The sequence below is a fragment of the Paraburkholderia sprentiae WSM5005 genome (genome assembly GCF_001865575.2).
Classification (GTDB): domain Bacteria; phylum Pseudomonadota; class Gammaproteobacteria; order Burkholderiales; family Burkholderiaceae; genus Paraburkholderia; species Paraburkholderia sprentiae.
Map to the genome: position 1 here is coordinate 2,375,500 of NZ_CP017561.2, position 17,045 is coordinate 2,392,544.

General features: G+C 65.8%; 16 protein-coding genes and 1 tRNA gene. 9 read left to right on the top strand and 8 right to left on the bottom strand.

Annotation, left to right across the window (positions count from 1 at the left end):
- The first annotated feature begins 154 nt into the window (after window positions 1–154).
- A complete protein-coding gene (locus tag BJG93_RS10805; protein WP_027198276.1) occupies window positions 155–1,375 on the top strand; it encodes a CaiB/BaiF CoA transferase family protein in 1,221 nt (406 codons plus the stop codon).
- Between the two features lie 18 nt (window positions 1,376–1,393).
- On the opposite strand, the gene BJG93_RS10810 is transcribed toward BJG93_RS10805, so the two are convergent.
- Together BJG93_RS10810 and ggt are read right to left on the bottom strand one after the other, a co-directional pair.
- The gene (locus tag BJG93_RS10810; protein ID WP_027198277.1) at window positions 1,394–1,966 is read right to left on the bottom strand and encodes an RBBP9/YdeN family alpha/beta hydrolase; all 573 of its coding nucleotides are present in this window, start codon (window positions 1,964–1,966) and stop codon (window positions 1,394–1,396) included.
- Window positions 1,967–2,018: 52 nt separating this feature from the next.
- Window positions 2,019–3,827 carry a gamma-glutamyltransferase gene (gene ggt / locus BJG93_RS10815; RefSeq protein ID WP_027198278.1) on the bottom strand — a complete coding sequence of 603 codons (1,809 nt, stop codon included), beginning with the start codon at window positions 3,825–3,827 and terminating at the stop codon, window positions 2,019–2,021.
- Window positions 3,828–4,173: 346 nt separating this feature from the next.
- Between ggt and BJG93_RS10820 the strand changes: the two genes are divergently transcribed.
- Window positions 4,174–5,898, top strand: a complete 1,725-nt coding sequence (locus BJG93_RS10820; protein WP_027198279.1) for a glutamine--tRNA ligase/YqeY domain fusion protein — start codon at window positions 4,174–4,176, stop codon at window positions 5,896–5,898.
- A gap of 200 nt (window positions 5,899–6,098) precedes the next feature.
- On the top strand, window positions 6,099–6,992 hold the full coding sequence (locus BJG93_RS10825; protein WP_051374481.1) for a transporter substrate-binding domain-containing protein: 894 nt from the start codon (window positions 6,099–6,101) through the stop codon (window positions 6,990–6,992).
- 16 nt (window positions 6,993–7,008) lie between these two features.
- On the opposite strand, the gene BJG93_RS10830 is transcribed toward BJG93_RS10825, so the two are convergent.
- The 5 genes from BJG93_RS10830 to BJG93_RS10850 all read right to left on the bottom strand — a co-directional run bounded on the left by BJG93_RS10830 (window position 7,009) and on the right by BJG93_RS10850 (window position 10,739).
- Complete coding sequence (locus BJG93_RS10830; RefSeq protein WP_027198281.1) at window positions 7,009–7,458, bottom strand: NUDIX hydrolase; 450 nt, start codon at window positions 7,456–7,458, stop codon at window positions 7,009–7,011.
- A gap of 46 nt (window positions 7,459–7,504) precedes the next feature.
- Window positions 7,505–7,888: an RT0821/Lpp0805 family surface protein gene (locus tag BJG93_RS10835; protein ID WP_027198282.1), complete on the bottom strand. Its 384-nt coding sequence runs from the start codon at window positions 7,886–7,888 to the stop codon at window positions 7,505–7,507.
- Window positions 7,889–7,996: 108 nt separating this feature from the next.
- Window positions 7,997–9,565 carry a methyl-accepting chemotaxis protein gene (locus BJG93_RS10840; RefSeq protein ID WP_027198283.1) on the bottom strand — a complete coding sequence of 523 codons (1,569 nt, stop codon included), beginning with the start codon at window positions 9,563–9,565 and terminating at the stop codon, window positions 7,997–7,999.
- A gap of 147 nt (window positions 9,566–9,712) precedes the next feature.
- A tRNA-Arg gene (locus BJG93_RS10845) sits at window positions 9,713–9,789 on the bottom strand.
- 119 nt (window positions 9,790–9,908) lie between these two features.
- Window positions 9,909–10,739 carry an undecaprenyl-diphosphate phosphatase gene (locus BJG93_RS10850; RefSeq protein WP_027198284.1) on the bottom strand — a complete coding sequence of 277 codons (831 nt, stop codon included), beginning with the start codon at window positions 10,737–10,739 and terminating at the stop codon, window positions 9,909–9,911.
- Between the two features lie 585 nt (window positions 10,740–11,324).
- Between BJG93_RS10850 and BJG93_RS10855 the strand changes: the two genes are divergently transcribed.
- From BJG93_RS10855 to BJG93_RS10875, 5 genes are all read left to right on the top strand, one after another.
- Window positions 11,325–12,233 (top strand): aldose epimerase family protein, encoded by a 909-nt coding sequence (locus tag BJG93_RS10855; protein ID WP_027198285.1) that lies wholly within the window; start codon window positions 11,325–11,327, stop codon window positions 12,231–12,233.
- 156 nt (window positions 12,234–12,389) lie between these two features.
- Window positions 12,390–13,097: a peptidoglycan DD-metalloendopeptidase family protein gene (locus tag BJG93_RS10860; protein WP_027198286.1), complete on the top strand. Its 708-nt coding sequence runs from the start codon at window positions 12,390–12,392 to the stop codon at window positions 13,095–13,097.
- A gap of 97 nt (window positions 13,098–13,194) precedes the next feature.
- On the top strand, window positions 13,195–13,521 hold the full coding sequence (locus tag BJG93_RS10865; protein WP_027198287.1) for a hypothetical protein: 327 nt from the start codon (window positions 13,195–13,197) through the stop codon (window positions 13,519–13,521).
- Window positions 13,522–14,499: 978 nt separating this feature from the next.
- On the top strand, window positions 14,500–14,808 hold the full coding sequence (locus BJG93_RS10870; RefSeq protein WP_071336509.1) for a DUF2288 domain-containing protein: 309 nt from the start codon (window positions 14,500–14,502) through the stop codon (window positions 14,806–14,808).
- Window positions 14,805–16,193: an MATE family efflux transporter gene (locus tag BJG93_RS10875; RefSeq protein WP_407675275.1), complete on the top strand. Its 1,389-nt coding sequence runs from the start codon at window positions 14,805–14,807 to the stop codon at window positions 16,191–16,193. Before BJG93_RS10870 ends, BJG93_RS10875 begins: the two co-directional genes overlap by 4 nt.
- A gap of 290 nt (window positions 16,194–16,483) precedes the next feature.
- Here BJG93_RS10875 and BJG93_RS10880 read toward each other — a convergent pair whose 3' ends face one another.
- Entirely contained in the window at window positions 16,484–16,651 is a 168-nt protein-coding gene (locus BJG93_RS10880; RefSeq protein WP_167544142.1) for a hypothetical protein, read from the bottom strand.
- Between the two features lie 181 nt (window positions 16,652–16,832).
- Here BJG93_RS10880 and BJG93_RS10885 point away from each other — a divergent pair, with 181 nt between their 5' ends.
- Window positions 16,833–17,009 carry a hypothetical protein gene (locus BJG93_RS10885; RefSeq protein ID WP_167544141.1) on the top strand — a complete coding sequence of 59 codons (177 nt, stop codon included), beginning with the start codon at window positions 16,833–16,835 and terminating at the stop codon, window positions 17,007–17,009.
- Window positions 17,010–17,045: the final 36 nt, after the last annotated feature.

Below are 17,045 nucleotides of genomic sequence, written 5' to 3' on the forward strand. Positions count from 1 at the left end.
GGGATCGGCAAGCGTGCGAGCCGCGCTATGACGTTCGGCTGACTGCGCCCGCGAGCGCGAATCGCTTAAGATGGCTTGCACGAAACTTCGCGCGAAATAACGCCTGACAACTCGCGCGCCGCCTGCATACATCAATCAGGAGACGTTGAAGAATATGGGCGCTCTCAGTCACATCCGCGTGCTGGATCTCACCCGCGTGCTCGCTGGTCCGTGGTGCGCGCAGACGCTCGCCGATTTCGGCGCCGACGTCATCAAGATCGAACGCCCCGAGGTCGGCGACGACACCCGCCACTGGGGGCCTCCCTATCTGAAAACGCCGAACGGCGCGGACACGCGCGAGGCCGCCTACTACCTCGCGGCGAACCGCAACAAGCGCTCGGTCACGCTCGACATCGCGTCGCCCGAGGGCCAGCGGATCGTGCGCGAACTGGCCGCGCAAAGCGACGTCGTGCTCGAGAACTACAAGGTCGGCCAATTGAAGAAGTACGGCCTCGACTATGCATCGCTCAAAGACGTCAAGCCCGACCTGATCTACTGCTCGGTGACGGGCTTCGGGCAGACCGGCCCGTATGCGCAGCGCGCCGGTTACGACTTCATCGTTCAGGGCATCGGCGGCTTCATGAGCATTACCGGCGAGCGCGACGCTCAGCCGGGCGGCGGTCCGCAAAAGGCCGGCGTCGCGATCGCCGACCTGATGACCGGCATGTATGCGACGATCGCCGTGCTGACCGCGCTCACGCACCGCGACCGCACCGGCGTTGGCCAATACATCGACATGGCGCTGCTCGACGTGCAGGTCGCGATGCTCGCGAACATGAATACGAACTACCTCGCGAGCGGCCAGCCGCCGGCGCGCTGGGGCAACGCGCATCCGAACATCGTGCCCTACCAGACCTTCCAGACGAGCGACGGCTGGATCATCGTCGCGGTCGGCAATGACGGGCAGTTCCGCAAGTTCGTCGAGGTGGGAGGCCGCCCGGCGCTCGCCGACGACGACCGCTTCGCGACCAACCCCGCGCGCGTACGCAACCGCGAACTGCTGGTGCCGATTCTCGCGGACATGGTCCGTCTGCAGGGCAAGCAGCAATGGATCGCGGCGCTCGAAGCGGCCGGCGTGCCGTGCGGGCCGATCAATAACCTCGCCGAGGTATTCGACAACGAGCAGGTGGTCGCGCGCGGTATGCAGGTGGATCTGCCGCATCCGTCGGGCGGCACGGTCAAGCTCGTGCGCAATCCGATCAACATGACCGGCACGCCGCCGCAGGCGCTGAGCCATCCGCCGCTGCTCGGCGAGCATACCGAGCGCGTGCTGCGCGACGTGCTCGGCTACGACGCGCAGACGATTGCGGAGTTGAAGCGGAAATCGGTGATTTGACCGACGAGGCGGCGAGTTTCAGCGCACCGCCGCCAGCGAAGCGAGCCAGTCCCGCCCTTCGTCCCAATCGCCCAGGCCGCTCTCGGCATTGATATGGCCGCGCGCGCCGATACCGATCCAGCGGCTGCCCCACGCGTTCGCGCAGGTTCGCGAGAACGGCACGCCGCCATACGGATCGTCGCTGCTCGCCACGACGATCGTCGCAAACGGCAGGCGCGTGAGCGGCACCGGCGCAAAGCCGGTTGCATCCTGCGGGAACTGCGCTTCGGCCGGATCGGGCACGGCGACCAGCAGCGCGCCGGCCACCTTGGCGAGTTGCGCCGCGCTCGCGTACCGCGAGGCCCAGAACGCCGTGGTCAAGCAGCCGAGGCTGTGGGCGGCGAACGTGACCGGCGCGTCGAAGGCGTCAAGCGTGGCGTCAAGCGCGGCGGCGAGCGTGCGGCACCAGGCGTCGCGCGAAGGGTGCTCCCAGTCGGGCATCTGCACGCGCACGAACGCGGGGTCGAGCGCTTCCCAGCGCGTTTGCCAGTGACCTGGACCGGAGCCTAAATAGCCCGGCAGTACGAGTGTGGTTGGTTTTTGTTCGCTCATCGCGCTTCCCGTGTTCGGCATATCGCCCGCTCGCGATAGCCCGGCGGGCCGTCTACCGTATCACGCGTGCCACGCCGACACCACGGGGATCGCTGGCGGGCTCGGGCGTCGTGCCCTCCACGCGGATCATCTGCACGTCGCCGCTGAAAGGCTGCTGCTCGGTCGTATAGCCAAGCGCCTTCAGTTGCGCGGCGAGCTCATCCGGCGCGGGACGGTACGGCTCGAAGTAGATCGTCTTTTGCGGCAGCAGTTGATGATGGAAACGCATCGCGGCGAGCGCGTCCGTCGGTGACATCTCGAAGTCGTAGAGGTTCGTCATCACCTGGAAGATCGTCGTCAGGATGCGCGAGCCGCCGGGCGTGCCGATCGCCAGCGCGATCTTGCCGTCCTTCAGCAGCAGCAGCGTCGGCGTCATCGACGAAATCGGGCGGCGGCCCGGCGCGATCGTGTTCGGCTCGGCATCGGCGGCGCCGGGTGTCGAGACCGCGCCGGGTGTCGAGGCTGGGCCGGTGCCTGACGGCTTGATCACGAAATCGTCCATCGCGTCGTTCAGCAGGAATCCGCCGCCGTCCACCACGACGCCCGAGCCGAAATCGCCGTTCAGCGTGTAGGTATTCGAGACCGCGTTGCCCCACTTGTCGACCACCGAGAAATGCGTGGTTTGCGCCTTCTCGGTCGCCTCGGCGCCGTCGACAGCGGGCTTCACCGACTCGGCGCCGGGCGCGTCGTCGGCCTTGACTTCGGCCGCACGCTGCGCCAGGTAGGCGTCGTCGATCAGCTTCGCGGCCGGCACCGGCGAGGCGTCCGGGTCGGCGACGTAGCGCTGCCGGTCCGCGAATACGCGATCCTCGATCTGCGCGACCAGATGGATGTACGGCGCCGAATTCAACGCGAGGCCGTCGAACGCCGGCTGCACATCGGCCCGCATCTTCAGCATCTGGATTAGCCCGATGCCGCCCGAGCTCGGCGGCGGCGCGGTGATCACGCGGTAGCCGTGCCAGTCGGCGGCGAGCGGCTCACGCCACAGCGCTTTGTACTGGCGCAGATCCTGGCTGGTGATCAGACCGTGACCGTACATCTGCGAGGCGATCATGCTGGCGGTACGGCCCTCGTAGAACTCGCGGCCGCCGTCGCTCGCGATGCGCCCGAGCGTCTGCGCGAGCTCCGGCTGGCGCAGCGTCGCGCCCGCCTTCAGATTGGAGAAATAGGCCTCGAAATTGGTCTTGCCGGCGAAATGCTTCGCGGCCGCATCGCGCCGCTGCTGCAGCCGCGAGTCGACCTGGAAGCCGTCGGTCGCGTAATGGATCGCGGGCGCGAGCACCTGCTTCCATTTGAGCTTGCCGAAGCGTCGTTGCGCTTCCCACATGCCATCGACGGTGCCCGGCACGGCCACCGCGCGATGACCGACCGTGCTCATGCCCGGCACCACGTTGCCCTTGTCGTCGAGGTACATGTCGTGGGTGGCCTGCTGCGGCGCGCGCTCGCGATAGTCGAGAAAATACGGTTTGCCGTCGACCAGCAGCGTCATGAAACCGCCGCCGCCGAGATTGCCGGCATCGGGCCGCGTGACGGCGAGCGTGAAGGCCATCGCGACCGCGGCATCGACCGCGTTGCCGCCTGCGGCGAAGATCTGCTGCGCGGTGTCGGCGCTGTAGCTATCCGGCGCGGCGACGGCCGATGCATCGAGCGCCGGCTTCGGCGGCGGCGTTTTCGCGGCGGCGGGCAACGGCGCAGCGACGTTCACGGCGAGCGCGGCAAACCACGCCGAAGCGAGCACGCGGCGGCTTCGGCAAAAACAACGGGCGCCAGCCAAAGCGCGGGCGAAAGGCGCGCGGAACGCGCCGTGTGTCGGGACAGACATCCGAGAAAACTCCGGCAACGAGGCGAGCATGGCGCACGAGCAGCAGAGCCTCGTGCAAGATGAAGGACAGTGTGGACGGCCCGGCCAGGCCCGCCCGCGCGAAGGCCCGGCACAGGCGCGCGGGCCGCGCGTAGCAGCGCATCCTAAGTGGCCGCGCTCGGCGCCGCCAACCCGTTTTACCTCCTGTTACAGCCCCGCGCGCTCACTGCGCTGACGGCGGCGCCCGCGCCCAAGCCGCCCCGCCGTTGGCTGCGCGCCGCAAGCGCCTGCCGCGAACGGACTCGTCAGGTAGAATTGACGGCTAAGCGGGCGCACTGCGCGCCCCCACGGACTCTCATCTTCTCGCATGAACACCGAACGCAAAGACGCTGAACGCAACGACGCGCCCGCGGCATCCAATTTCATCCGCAACATCATCGACGACGACAACCGCACCGGCAAATGGAGCCAGCGCGTCGAAACGCGCTTCCCGCCGGAGCCGAACGGCTATCTGCACATCGGTCACGCGAAGAGCATCTGCCTGAACTTCGGGGTCGCGCGCAGCTACGGCGGCGTGTGCCATCTGCGCTTCGACGACACCAATCCGGAGAAGGAAAGCGTCGAGTACGTCGAGTCGATCATCGACTCGGTGCGCTGGCTCGGCTTCGATTGGGAAAAGGACCGTACGGAACATCTCTACTACGCGAGCGACTACTACGACAAGCTGTACGAGTTCGCCGAGTTGCTGATCCAGCGCGGCAAGGCGTACGTGGACAGCCAGTCGGCCGAGGAAATCCGCGCCAACCGCGGCTCGGCCACCGAAGCCGGCACGCCGTCGCGTTTCCGCGAGCGTTCGGTCGAGGAAAACCTCGACCTGTTCCGCCGCATGAAGGCGGGCGAGTTCAAGGAAGGCGAGCACGTGCTGCGCGCGAAGATCGACATGTCGTCGCCGAACTTCAACATGCGCGACCCGGTCATCTACCGCATCCGCTTCGCGCATCACTACCGTACCGGCGACGCGTGGTGCGTGTACCCGATGTACGACTACACGCACTGCATCTCGGACGCGCTGGAAAACATCACGCATTCGCTGTGCACGCTCGAGTTCGAAGACCATCGCCCGCTCTACGACTGGATCCTCAACGAGCTGGCCGAAGCCGGCATCTTCACGCGTCCGCTGCCGCAGCAAATCGAGTTTTCGCGCCTGAACCTGACGTATGCGATCACCAGCAAGCGCAAACTGCTGCAACTCGTCAACGAGGGCCATGTGGAAGGCTGGGACGATCCGCGCATGCCGACCATCGTCGGCGTGCGCCGGCGCGGCTTCACACCGGAGTCGATCCGGCTGTTCTGCGAGCGCATCGGCGTGACCAAGGTCGACTCGTGGATCGACATGAGCGTGTTGGAAGGTGCGCTACGCGACGATCTCGACGAGAAGGCACCCCGCATCGCCGCCGTGCTCGATCCGGTCAAGCTGATCATCGACAACTTCCCCGAAAACCTCACCGAGCCGTGCAGCGCGCCGGTGCACCCGCATCACCCTGAACAGGGCCTGCGCGAGTTCCCGATTTCGCGCGAGCTGTGGATCGAGCGCGAGGACTTTACGCAGACGCCGCCGAAGGGCTACTTCCGCCTGTTCCCAGGCAACAAGGTGCGCCTGCGCTACGGCTACGTGGTCGAATGCACGCACGCGGACCAGGACGAGAACGGCAACGTCGTCGCGGTGCACTGCAACTACTTCCCGGACAGCAAATCGGGCACCGAAGGCGCGAACAACTACAAGGTCAAGGGCAACATCCACTGGGTCAGCGCGGCGGCCGCGTGCCCGGCCGAAGTGCGCATCTACGACCGGCTGTTCAAGGAACCGCAACCGGACGCCGGCGGACGCGACTTCCTCGAAGCGCTGAATCCGGACGCGAAGCGGGTGGTGCAGGCCTACCTCGAAACCGGCGCCCGCCATGCGCTGCCGGAGCAGCGCTATCAGTTCGAGCGACACGGCTACTTCGTGGCCGACCGCGTCGATTCGAAGCCGGGTAAGCCGGTCTTCAACCGCATCGTCAGCCTGCGCGACAGTTGGGGCAAGCCGGCCTAAGCCAGCATTCGCGACCTCCTCGCGCGGCCTGTCCAGCCGGGTTGCGGGAGGTTCGATCGACACTCACTGCGCGCTCGCCTGGGCGCGCCGGTCCGGGAGGTCCGATGAAGGTTGCAGACCGCCGCGGGGAAGGGTCTGAGGGCACGGTTCGCGTCCCAAGGGGCGCGCGCTTTTCACGCTTGCCGAGTCTGCTGCGCGCCATGCACAGCGTGCTGCTTGCGCTGGCCGCCTGCGGCCTGCTCACGTCCGCCGGCCGCGCCTGCGCGGATGAACTGACCGGCACGCTGAGAAAGATCCGCGACGACGGCGTCGTCGTGCTCGGCGTGCGCGAGGCCTCGATCCCGTTCTCGTACTTCGACGGCAAGCGCACGGTCGGCTACTCGCAAACCATCGCGCTGCAAATCGTCGATGAAATCAGGAAAACGCTCGGCACGTCGCAGCTGCGGGTTCACGAAGTCACGGTCACGTCGTCGAACCGCACGCCGATGCTGCTGAACAACCAGATCGACCTCGAATGCGGCACGACCGCGCACACGGTCGAGCGCGAAAACGTCGCCGCGTTTTCGGACAGCTTTTTCCAGCACGCGGTGCGCATGGTCACGCGCAAGAGCAGCGGCATCACCGATTTCCCTGATCTGGCCGGCAAGCCGGTCGTGACGACCGCGGGCACGTCCGACGAGCGCCTGCTGCGCAGCCTCAACACCGATAAGCAGTTGAACATGCGCATCATCAGCGCGCGCGACCACCAGGAAGCCTTCAATGCGATGAAGGAAGGCCATGCGGTGGCGTTCGTGATGGACGAGCCGATCGTCTACGGTTTAAAGGCGACCGACCCGCATCCGGACGATTTCATCGTGACGGGCGCGCCGCTCGGCTACGAGGTGTATGCGTGCATGTTCCGCAAAGGCGACGAGCCGTTTCGTGCGCTCGTGAATCGCGTGATCGCGCACTCGCAGACGTCCGGTGACGCCGAGCGTCTGTACCGTCGGTGGTTCACCCAGCCGATTCCGCCGCACGGCATCAACGTCAATTTCCCGCTGTCGGAGCAGAACCGCGCGTTGTTCGCGCATCCGAACGACCACGCGCTCGATTGAAGGCGGCGTGCGCCGTCTATAGCGAGCGGTGCAGTTGCGCGAGCGACAGCGTCGTCTCGAAGAGCCGCGTCAGACTGCGGCTCGCATAGCGCGGGATTTCGTCGATCGACGCCCAGCGGTAGTCGTCCATTTCGGGAATCAGCGTGCCGTCCGAACGACGCGGAAACAGCGACGTGCAGGTGCACATGCTGAGGTCGAGCTCGTCAGCACTCGCGCGCGCGGCGAACAGATGCAGGTCCTTGTCGCGCCGGTAGACGAACAGGCCGAGGTCTTTCAGACGATCGGCTTCGAGCGCGATGCCGGTTTCTTCGACCATCTCGCGCAGCGCGGTCACGTGCGGCGCCTCGCCGTCCTCGCCCTGTCCTTTCGGGATGTCCCAGTGCGTCGTTTCGGTCGCGTGCGCGAGCAGCACGCGTCCGTCGGGAGCGAGCAGCACGATCCCGCACGAGACGATTCGCGGGCTCATCGTGCGGCCTCACCGCGTGCGCCGCTCTGGCCGCGCTCGCGCCTGCTCAACGCTTCTGCAGTTGCCAGGCGCCGCCTTCCTTGCAGAAGTTCGGGCGCAGGTTCATCGATTGCCCTTTCGCCCTGAGTACGACCGCGAGCGAGCGGCAGGTGCGTCCGCCTTGGGTCGAGGTGCTGTCCATCGAGATGGTCGCGTCGATCTTCACGCTATTGCCGGTGCCGTCGTTGACCCACGTGACGCTCTCGCCGTCCTTCCTGTCATTGAGCGCACTCATGACCGCATGCTTGATCGAGTCGTTGTCGCGCTGTCTCATGTAGCTGATCGGCGTGTCGCTCAGAAAGCCGAGGTTTGCCGCTTGCGCGCCGATCGCCGCGCCGAGCAGCAGGCTCGCGGCACTGAGGTGGAACAGCACACGGGTTCGCGTCGGCATGAAGGACTCTCCTCGAAGTGTGCACGGCGCGGGTTGCCGCGCGGCGGCCTTTGATCCAGACCTCAAAAGCATAGCATGCACGCTTCGGCAGGCAGCGCCCATCGATGCTCATCCATGCGCGGCGGCCGTCCCCTGCAGGCGAAACATGTTGACCACATCGCGCAGCAGTTGCGCCTGCTCCTGCATCGACTGCGCGGCGGCCGCCGCCTGCTCGACCATCGCCGCGTTCTGCTGGGTGGTCTCGTCCATCTGCGCGATCGCGAGATTGACCTGCTCGATGCCGCGGCTCTGTTCGTCGGACGCGGCGGAGATTTCGCTGATCACGTCGGTCACCCGCTTCACCGCATCGACGAGCGATTCCATCGTGCAGCCCGCCTTCTCGACGAGCGCCTTGCCGCTGCCGACGCGCTCGACCGAATCTTCGATCAGCGTCTTGATCTCCTTGGCCGCGTCGGCGCTGCGGCGCGCGAGGTTGCGCACTTCGCCCGCGACCACGGCGAAGCCGCGCCCCTCTTCGCCGGCGCGCGCGGCTTCGACGGCCGCGTTCAGCGCGAGGATGTTGGTCTGGAACGCGATGCCTTCTATCACGCCGATGATATCGACCACCCGCGCCGAACTCGCCGAGATACTCTGCATGTTCGCCACGACCTGCTGCACGGCCTCGCCGCCCTCGGCCGCGAGCCCGGACGCGGAGCGCGCCATGCGATTGGCCTGCAGTGCGTTGTCGGCGTTCTGCTTGACGGTGGCCGTCAGCTGCTCCATGCTCGCGGCCGTTTCGCCGAGCGACGAGGCCTGCTGTTCGGTGCGCGCCGACAGATCGAGATTGCCCGCGGCGATTTCTTCCGCCGCGACCGTGATGGTTTCGGTGCCGCCGCGAATGCGCCGGATCGCGTCGGCGAGGCGGCTCTGCATGCGCTGCATGGCGAACAGCATGCTGTCCCGATCGTCGCCCGCGAGGGTGACGGGGCACGACAGATCGCCGTCGGCAATCGTCGCCGCGACGCTCGCCGCATAGGTGGGTTCGCCGCCGAGGCTGCGCTTCACATTGCGGATGATGAGCACGAGCGCGATGGTGCTGAAGCTGCCGATCACCAGGATGGTCAGCAGATAGCGCAGCAGGTCGGCGCGGAACGCCGCGTTGATGTCGTTCACGTAGACGCCCGAAATCAGATACCAGTCCCACGCAGCAAAGCGTTTGACGAAGCTGATCTTCGGCACGCGCTCGTTGCTGCCGGCGAGGCGCCCCATGTAATCGACGAAGCCTTGGCCCCGCGCCTGGGCGACCTTGACCATCTCGACGAACAACAGCTTGCCGTCGCTGTCCGCGTAGTGAGACACGTCCTTGTTGCGTAGATCGGCAAGCATCGGATGCATGATCACGACCGGCGTAGCTGTCGACACGATTATGTAGCCGCTGCCCGGGTAGCGCATCGCGGACAGGCGCGCGAGCGCCTGCTGCCGCGCCAGTTCGGGCGTCAGCTCGTGCTGGTCGGCGCGCTGCGCATAGTCGGCGACGATGCCGTACGCGCTCTCGACGACGTTTTGCACCGCCGACTTGCGCTCGGCGAGCATCGTCGCGCGTGATTGCCACGCGGCCCAGCCGCCGAGGCCGAGCAGGCCGAGCCACGTAATCAGCAGCGCGAGCCAGAGTTTGGTGTTGAGGCTGAGTCGGTTCACGCGGGTCTCTCCATTGCGGCGCGTCAGACGGTTCTGTCGAATTAACGGCCTGGCGCGCGATTTCCTGAGTCGGGAAACTCCTGGAGTTCGAATGGCCAAAAACAAAAAAGGGTTACAGGTGCGAGACCTGTAACCCTTCGACGATTCTGGTACGGCAGGAGGGGCTCGAACCCCCGACCCTCGGCTTAGAAGGCCGATGCTCTATCCAGCTGAGCTACTGCCGTATGGATCGATATCTGCGTGAAACCGGCACTGGCAACGAGCCGCCCGACTTCCCACAAACACAAATTTTAACTGAGCTGCAACCGACCGGGCCCGGATTATAACCGATCGCCCGGCACGCTCAGACCGGCTGCGGATGCAGCAGGAACCAGCCGAGAAACACGATTCCCGCGATCGCGCAGTACGCGCCGAACGACGCGAGACGTCCGCGGCCTTCGAAGTAGCGCATCAGGAAACGCACGCTCAGGTACGCTGCGATCGCGGTCAGCACGCCGCCGAGCACCGCATCGGCGAGCTGGCTCGGCGCGTGAAGCAGCTTCGGCACTTCGAGCACGCCGGCCGCGAAAATGATCGGCGTGCCGAGCAGGAACGAAAACTCGGCGGCTTTCTCGGTGGTGAGGCCGGCCGCGTTGCCCGCGATCATCGTCAGACCGCTGCGCGAGAAACCCGGAATCAACGCGCCGATTTGCGCGAGGCCGACGAAGAACGCCTGCCGGAACGTCAGCTTTTCCGGCGCCTGATGCGCGCGCGCGCGCTGCAGGCGATCGCCGAACCACAACAGCACGCCGTTGACGATCAACGCAATCGCGACGATGCGCAGATCGTGGAAGATCGCCTCGAGGCGTTTTTCCAGCACGAGGCCGACCAGACCCGCCGGAATCGTACCGATGATCAGCGCCCACATCATGTGGCCATCGTCGTTGCGGCGGCCGCCGAGCGACGCGAAGAATCCGCGCACCAGCGCGTTCCAGCGCGCGCGGAAATACCACAGCAACGCGAACGCGGTGCCCAGATGCAGGGCGACGAGAAACGGCAGCAACTGCGGCGCATGCTTATCGATATGCATGCCGAACAGCGCCGGCACGAGCAGCGTGTGACCGAGGCTGCTCACCGGAAACAGTTCGGTCACGCCTTGCAGCACGCTCAAAAAAATCAGAAACGACAGGTTCACGCGGCGGTCCTTTAAGGAAAGTGTCGGGGAACGAGGCGCCGCACAAAAAAGGAAGCCGGCGCGTCAAAGGCGCACCGATTATGCCTGGCTGCACACTCAGCGCCAAGCGGTTAGGCCACATTCGGGGAAATATTGACGCGCTGCGTCACAACTCGACACCGTTGTTACGCGAGAGCAAGAAAGCGTGCAACGGATTCGTCGCGCGCGTGCTGCAAACACCGGGAATGAGACCGGCGGGATCAGCGTTTGAGCGAGTGGAAGAAGTAGTACGTGCTGGCCGTGAATATACCGAACAGGCCTACCGCCATTGCCATTGCGAGATCCATAATGCCTCCTGAGCCGTTTCGCCCGGGAGTCAGATTGACCGGACGCTCAGGCGGATTATCGGTAGGATTCGCGCTTTTCCGACACCCGCAATTTCCCGGGAAGGGTTTCCCCGTAGCGCAAAGCAGCGCAAAATCGCGGTTTCACGGCGCGCGACGCAGTCCTGGCGAATGGCGCGAAACGCCGCCTCGATGCAGACGCTGTGGCTGCCGCACAGGTCCGCTTGCGCCACCCTCAACCTTCATCTCGCTACCTACCGACATGCCTCTCTCCCCGGAACAGGACATTCTCGAGATCGCCCAGGACGCCTCCGTGCTCCGTTTTGCGCCGCAAGCCGGCGGCCGTCTGCTGTCGTGGACGATCGACGGCGAAGCGGTCATTCACTGGCCCGAGCACGCCGACTGGAGCGTGCCCGCGCGGATTCGCGGCGGCAATCCGCTGCTGTTTCCGTTTCTCGGCCGTCATCGCGTCGACGGCAAGATCGGCTATTGGCGTGACGCGCGGGGCACCGTGCGCGAGCTGCCGATGCACGGCTTCGCGCGCGATCTGCCGTTCGAGCCTCACGCCGACGTGCATGGCGCCGGCCTGCGCATGGTCCTGACCGACAGCGAAGCGACCCGCGGCTTCTATCCGTTCGGCTTCCGCTTCGAGGCCGCCTACGCGCTCATCGATCCGCGCACGCTCGAAGTAACGCTCACCACCACCAATAGCGGCGACACGCGGCTGCCCTACTACGCCGGCCATCACTTCTACTTCGCGTTGCCGCATACGCAGCGCGCCCACACGACGATCGAGCTGCCGCGCACCGAGCGGTGCCGTCAGCTCGACGACGGTTCGATCAGCCCCGCCGAGCCGGGCGAAGCGCGCTACACGCTCGACGAAGCGCGCATCCACGACCGCTTCCATTGCCTGACCGGCACGCCCGATCGACCGGTGCGGATCGTGGCGCCGGGCGTTAATCGCGTCATCACGATCGATCTGCAGCGGCCCGGCTCGGTGCCGTGGTACGCGGTGACGACGTGGACTGAAACGCCGCAGTCGGACTTCTACTGCGTGGAGCCGTGGCTGGGGCTGCCCGATGCGATCCATAACGGCCGAGGTTTGCGCTGGCTCGAGCCGGGTCAGACCGAAACGGCGGCACTGCGCATGACTGTCGAGAAAACTGCTTGATACGCCCGCTTCGACGGCGAGCCGCTCGAGGCGGTCGCCCGCCGCCGCCTCGTCCCCCTCGCCGGGGGGCGCAACGCAAAACCGGTAGAATCGAACGCTTTGTCTGACTGTGCCGCGTGATCGGGATCGGCGCGCGGCAGCGCTTTGCGAGGTCCAATGCTGGAAACAACAAGAATCAAACGGCTCGGCTGCGCGGCGTTGCTCGCGCTGCTCGCCGCGTGCGGGTCGGCGCCGGTGGGGCCGGGGTACTACCGGGTCGAACGGGGCGACACGCTGTCGAAAATCGCGCGCGGCAACCGTCAATCGGTGCAAAACATCGTGCGCTGGAACAAGCTGACCAACCCCGACAGCATCGAAGTCGGGCAGGTGCTGCGGGTCACGCCGCCGGGCGGCGCGGCGTCGAAGAGCGGCGCGATCCGCAGCGGCGGTAGCAGCGCGAGTGCGTCGGCCGCGCCGCGTCCTGCGCCCGCCGACTCGGCGCCGGCCAGCGCGCCCGCGCCCATCTCGCTGGTATGGCCGGCCGACGGCACCGTGTTCCGCCGTTTCGACGGCGGCAATTCGAAGGGTATCGATATTTCCGCGGCGGCCGGCACGCCCATCGTCGCGGCGGCGCCCGGTACGGTCGTCTATGCGGGCAACGGCCTGCGCGGCTACGGCAATCTGCTGATCCTCAAGCACAACGCCGACTACCTGACCGCCTACGCGCATAACCGCGCGCTATTCGTGAAGGAAGGCGAATCGGTCCAGCGCGGCCAGAAAATCGCCGAAATGGGCGACACCGATACCGATCGCGTGATGCTGCATTTCGAGCTGCGCTACCAGGGCCGTTCGATCGATCCGTCGAAGGAACTGCCGCCGCGTTAAGCGGCGCGGGCGCGGGAGCCCGCCGTGCTATAAACGCTCAATTCGAAGCGGCGTGGCGGCGCGCCAGGCCGCTTCCGTTATTTGCAAGGAATCTGAAATGAAAAGCTCACTGGCGCGCGTCGCGACGGCTGCAACGATCGGTCTTGGCCTGCTGACGCTCGGCGGCCTCGGCGGCTGCTCGACCACGACCACGATGACCTATCTGCCCAGCGGCGACACCGGTTTCGCGATCAACTGCAGCGGCAGCGACGCCAGCACGAGCTGGGGCGAGTGCTACAAGCGCGCGGGCGAAGCCTGCGGCAACTACGGGTACGAGGTGGTGTCGAAAGACGTCGACAACGGCGCGACGTCGGGCGGCACGATCGGCGGCATTTTCGGCGCGAATGTGAAAAACCGCTCGATGGTGATTCGCTGCAAACAGTAAAGACAGCAGCGCTGTACGGCGCGCAGGGCCGGAAAGCCAGATAGCGTCGCCGATCAGCGGCGTCGCCAGCGGCCCGAGCGCGGATCGATGCGCGCGGCGAAGCGCAGCAGCAACGCGAGCGCGATCACCCACACGCCGACAAAGATGATCACCCAGGTCATGAGCCTCGCGCCGCCAAAATAATCCGCCATCATCGGCCGCATATGTGAATTCGCGGTGAAGATCGTTGCGACGGTTAAACATCCACGTAAATCCATTCAAAAAAAAGCCCGGCACGAAGCCGGGCTAACGGGGGTTCGGCGCATATCGGCAAAGGACCGGTTCACCATGCGCCAGAACGGAATCTAACAATCCGCATTTACAAGTGCAATCCATTAATTTCGCGGGCAATGTTGCACGGCGTACGGATTCCGCGATCCGTGAATCGGAAATGTCCGAACGACACCGGCTTAATGCGCCGCTGCCGAAATACTCAAAGCGCTGATTCGTCCATCCGGAATGCGTGAGCATCGCACCAGCCAATGTTGTCCGGGATCGGCCGGAAGGCCCGCCAAAACAGCAGACGAAAGATGTCTGGCCGAATAACACTAACTCGTTTGGCGTTAAGGTCGCTTTACGTTGCGGATATTAACTTGGTGCGGAAACGCACGCAGCGCATCGAATAGTCGCGGCAGCACTTCCGAATAAGCGTCGATATCGCTTAACAACAATTCGCGAATAGTGAAACAAGATTAACATCGGCAATTCCGCCGACAATCCACACCCGTATTCCAGCCGCGCTTCATTTTCGAATATTCGGACGATTAATCGCGGCGCGCGCGCGCGAGCGTCGTTGAATCTGCCGGCATCCAGGTTCAGAATCCGACTGAGGCCGGCCATGCACGAAGGAGCGGCCGACGGGTTGCGCCAAGCTCGCCGCGCGGCCCGCCGGTTTGAGCCGATAGTTTATAGTGACGGCCCCGTCCGACCCCGCCCACGATGACTTCCCACGACGCCTCCCAAAGCCCCCTCTACGCGAAGCTGCTCGGCGAAACCGCCAGGATCGGCTGGAGCGAACTCGAACGTTTCTTTGCGCGCGGCATACTCCTGCGCGTCGCGCGCGACCTCGATCTGGTGAGCGTCGCCGAAGCCATCGCCAACGACGACACGACCCAGGTCGCGCAATGGTTGTCCGCCGGCCTGGTCGAGCGTGTACAGGCCGAGACGGCCGCCGATTTCGCCGCGCGCGACCCTGAACTGTGGGCGGTCGTCGTCTCGCCGTGGGTTTGCGTGCAGGAGCGCTCTTGAGCGACGCCGTGCCCGAAGCCGGGGCGCCGGCCGCCGGGACGCCGGCCGCCGGAACGCCCAGCGCCCCCGCGCTGCCGGGGCGCTGGCATCGCCGGGTGCTCGGGCTCGCGTTCCCGATCGTCCTCGCGAATCTGACGCAGCCGATCCTCGGCGCGGTCGACACCGCCGTCGCCGGTCATCTGGACGGTGCCTCGTACCTGGGCGGCGTCGCGCTCGGCGGGCTCTTCTTCAACTTTGTGTTCTGGGGTTTCGGCTTCCTGCGCATGGGCACGACCGGCCTCGTCGCGCAAGCGCACGGCGCGGGCCATCGCGACGAGCTGCGCAACACCGTCGTGCGCGCGCTGCTGATGGCGGCCGCGATCGGCGCGCTGGTGCTGCTCGTGCAGCAACCGCTGATCGGCTACGCGCTGCGGGCGATCGGCGGCAGCGACGCGGTGCAGCGGCACGCGCAGGTTTATTGCCACGCGCGCATCTGGGCCGCGCCGCTCGCGCTCGGCAACTACGTCGTGCTCGGCTGGCTGCTCGGCACGCAGCGGGTGCGGCTGGCGTTGCTGTCGCAGGTGTTCATCAATAGCGTGAACATCGTCGCGGTGCTGCTGTACGTGTATGCATTTCATTGGGGTGTGGCCGGCATCGGCGCAGCCACCGCGACCGCCGACGCGCTCGGCTTCGTGCTCGGCCTCGCGCTGTTATGGCACGGCAGGCCGCGCGGCCTGCCCCCGCTGAATCGCGCCGCCTTGTTCGATGCCGCCGCGTTGAAGCGGCTCGTCGTGCTCAATCGCGACATCTTCGTGCGCACGCTGTGCCTGCTATCGTCGTTCGGCTGGTTCGCGCATCTCGGCGCGCGCCAAGGCGACGCGACGCTCGCCGCGAACGCGTTGCTGCTCAATTTCCAGACCTTCATGGCGTACGGGCTCGACGGCTTCGCGCATGCGGCCGAAGCGCTGGTCGGCGCGGCGATCGGCGCGCGCGACCGTCACGCGTTCGCACAGGCGGTCAAGGTCACCGCGCTGTGGTCGGTGCTCGGCGCCACGGGATTCTCGTTGGTGTACTGGAGCGCGGGCGCATGGATCATCGAACGGCTGACCGATCAGCTCGCGGTGCGGGCCGCGGCCGAGGCCTATCTGCCGTGGGCCGCGCTGTCGCCAGTGATTTCGGTGTGGGGCTTTCTGCTCGACGGCGTGTTTATCGGCGCAACGCGCACGCGCGAGCTGATGATGGCGATGGTGATGTCGCTTGGGGTGTTCGTGGCGGCGTCGTCGGCATTGCTCGCGTTGCACGGCAATCATGGGCTGTGGATCGCGCTGCTGATCTTCATGGCTGCGCGCGGCGTGACGCTCGCGCGTTATTTGCCGGGGCTGTCGCGAGGGATTGCGGCGGCTTAGCGCGCTGCGCAGCGCTTCGTTGGCTGTGCGCCGAACGACAGGCCGTTACGGCTTGAAACAAGCGCATACACATCGCACAACGGGCGCGTCCTAGAATCGCGTTAGCCCGTGCTCTCCGCGCGAACAGTCGGCGCGGGTCAGAAGTGCCGGCGTGCCCGCGCCGGTGCTTCGCCTTCCCACCTCCGCCCTTTCCCGGTCGTTTTCACTGCTTCAGCGCTTGCACCTCGCAGGCGCTTTCGCGGCACGGCGTCATCACAGGCTGCGCTCTTCGCTCCTGGCTGAAACAGCGCTCACTGTGCGACGGGCGCCGGCACCATCGCAGGCGGCCGATCGTCGGTGGGCACGCCGTGGTAGTCGGCGGGATCGCGTGGCGGCTTGCCGCGATGCGCTGACGGATTGTCCGCACAGCCGGCAACGCCGGCGCACAACAGTAACGCAAAAGTCAGAACGCGGGTCATTTTGCAATCGTCTCCGGGACAAGGATGGTCGACGGAGGTCCGTCGGCGCGCCGAGAGTCTACCCGCAAAGGGCGTTCCGCGACGCGATCACACCCGCTTGCGCCTCACTCTTTCCATTTCGTGAGATTTCGCGGGACGTGAGCTACTATGGGTTCATGGCTGGACCTACCGGGAGACTGCCATGGACAGTGAATCGATCGCGGGCCTGATCGGGCTCGTAATAGGCCTGCTCGTGCTGTTGGCGTTGTCGATTTTCGAATCGCGAACTTACCGGCGTGAACACGATGGCGAGGGCATGCTGCATCACTGGACGCATCAGCATTTGCATATGCCGCATTGGAGGCGCCCACGGCATTGATCCGGGTGATCTTCCGCCCGGACCTAATGACGTCTA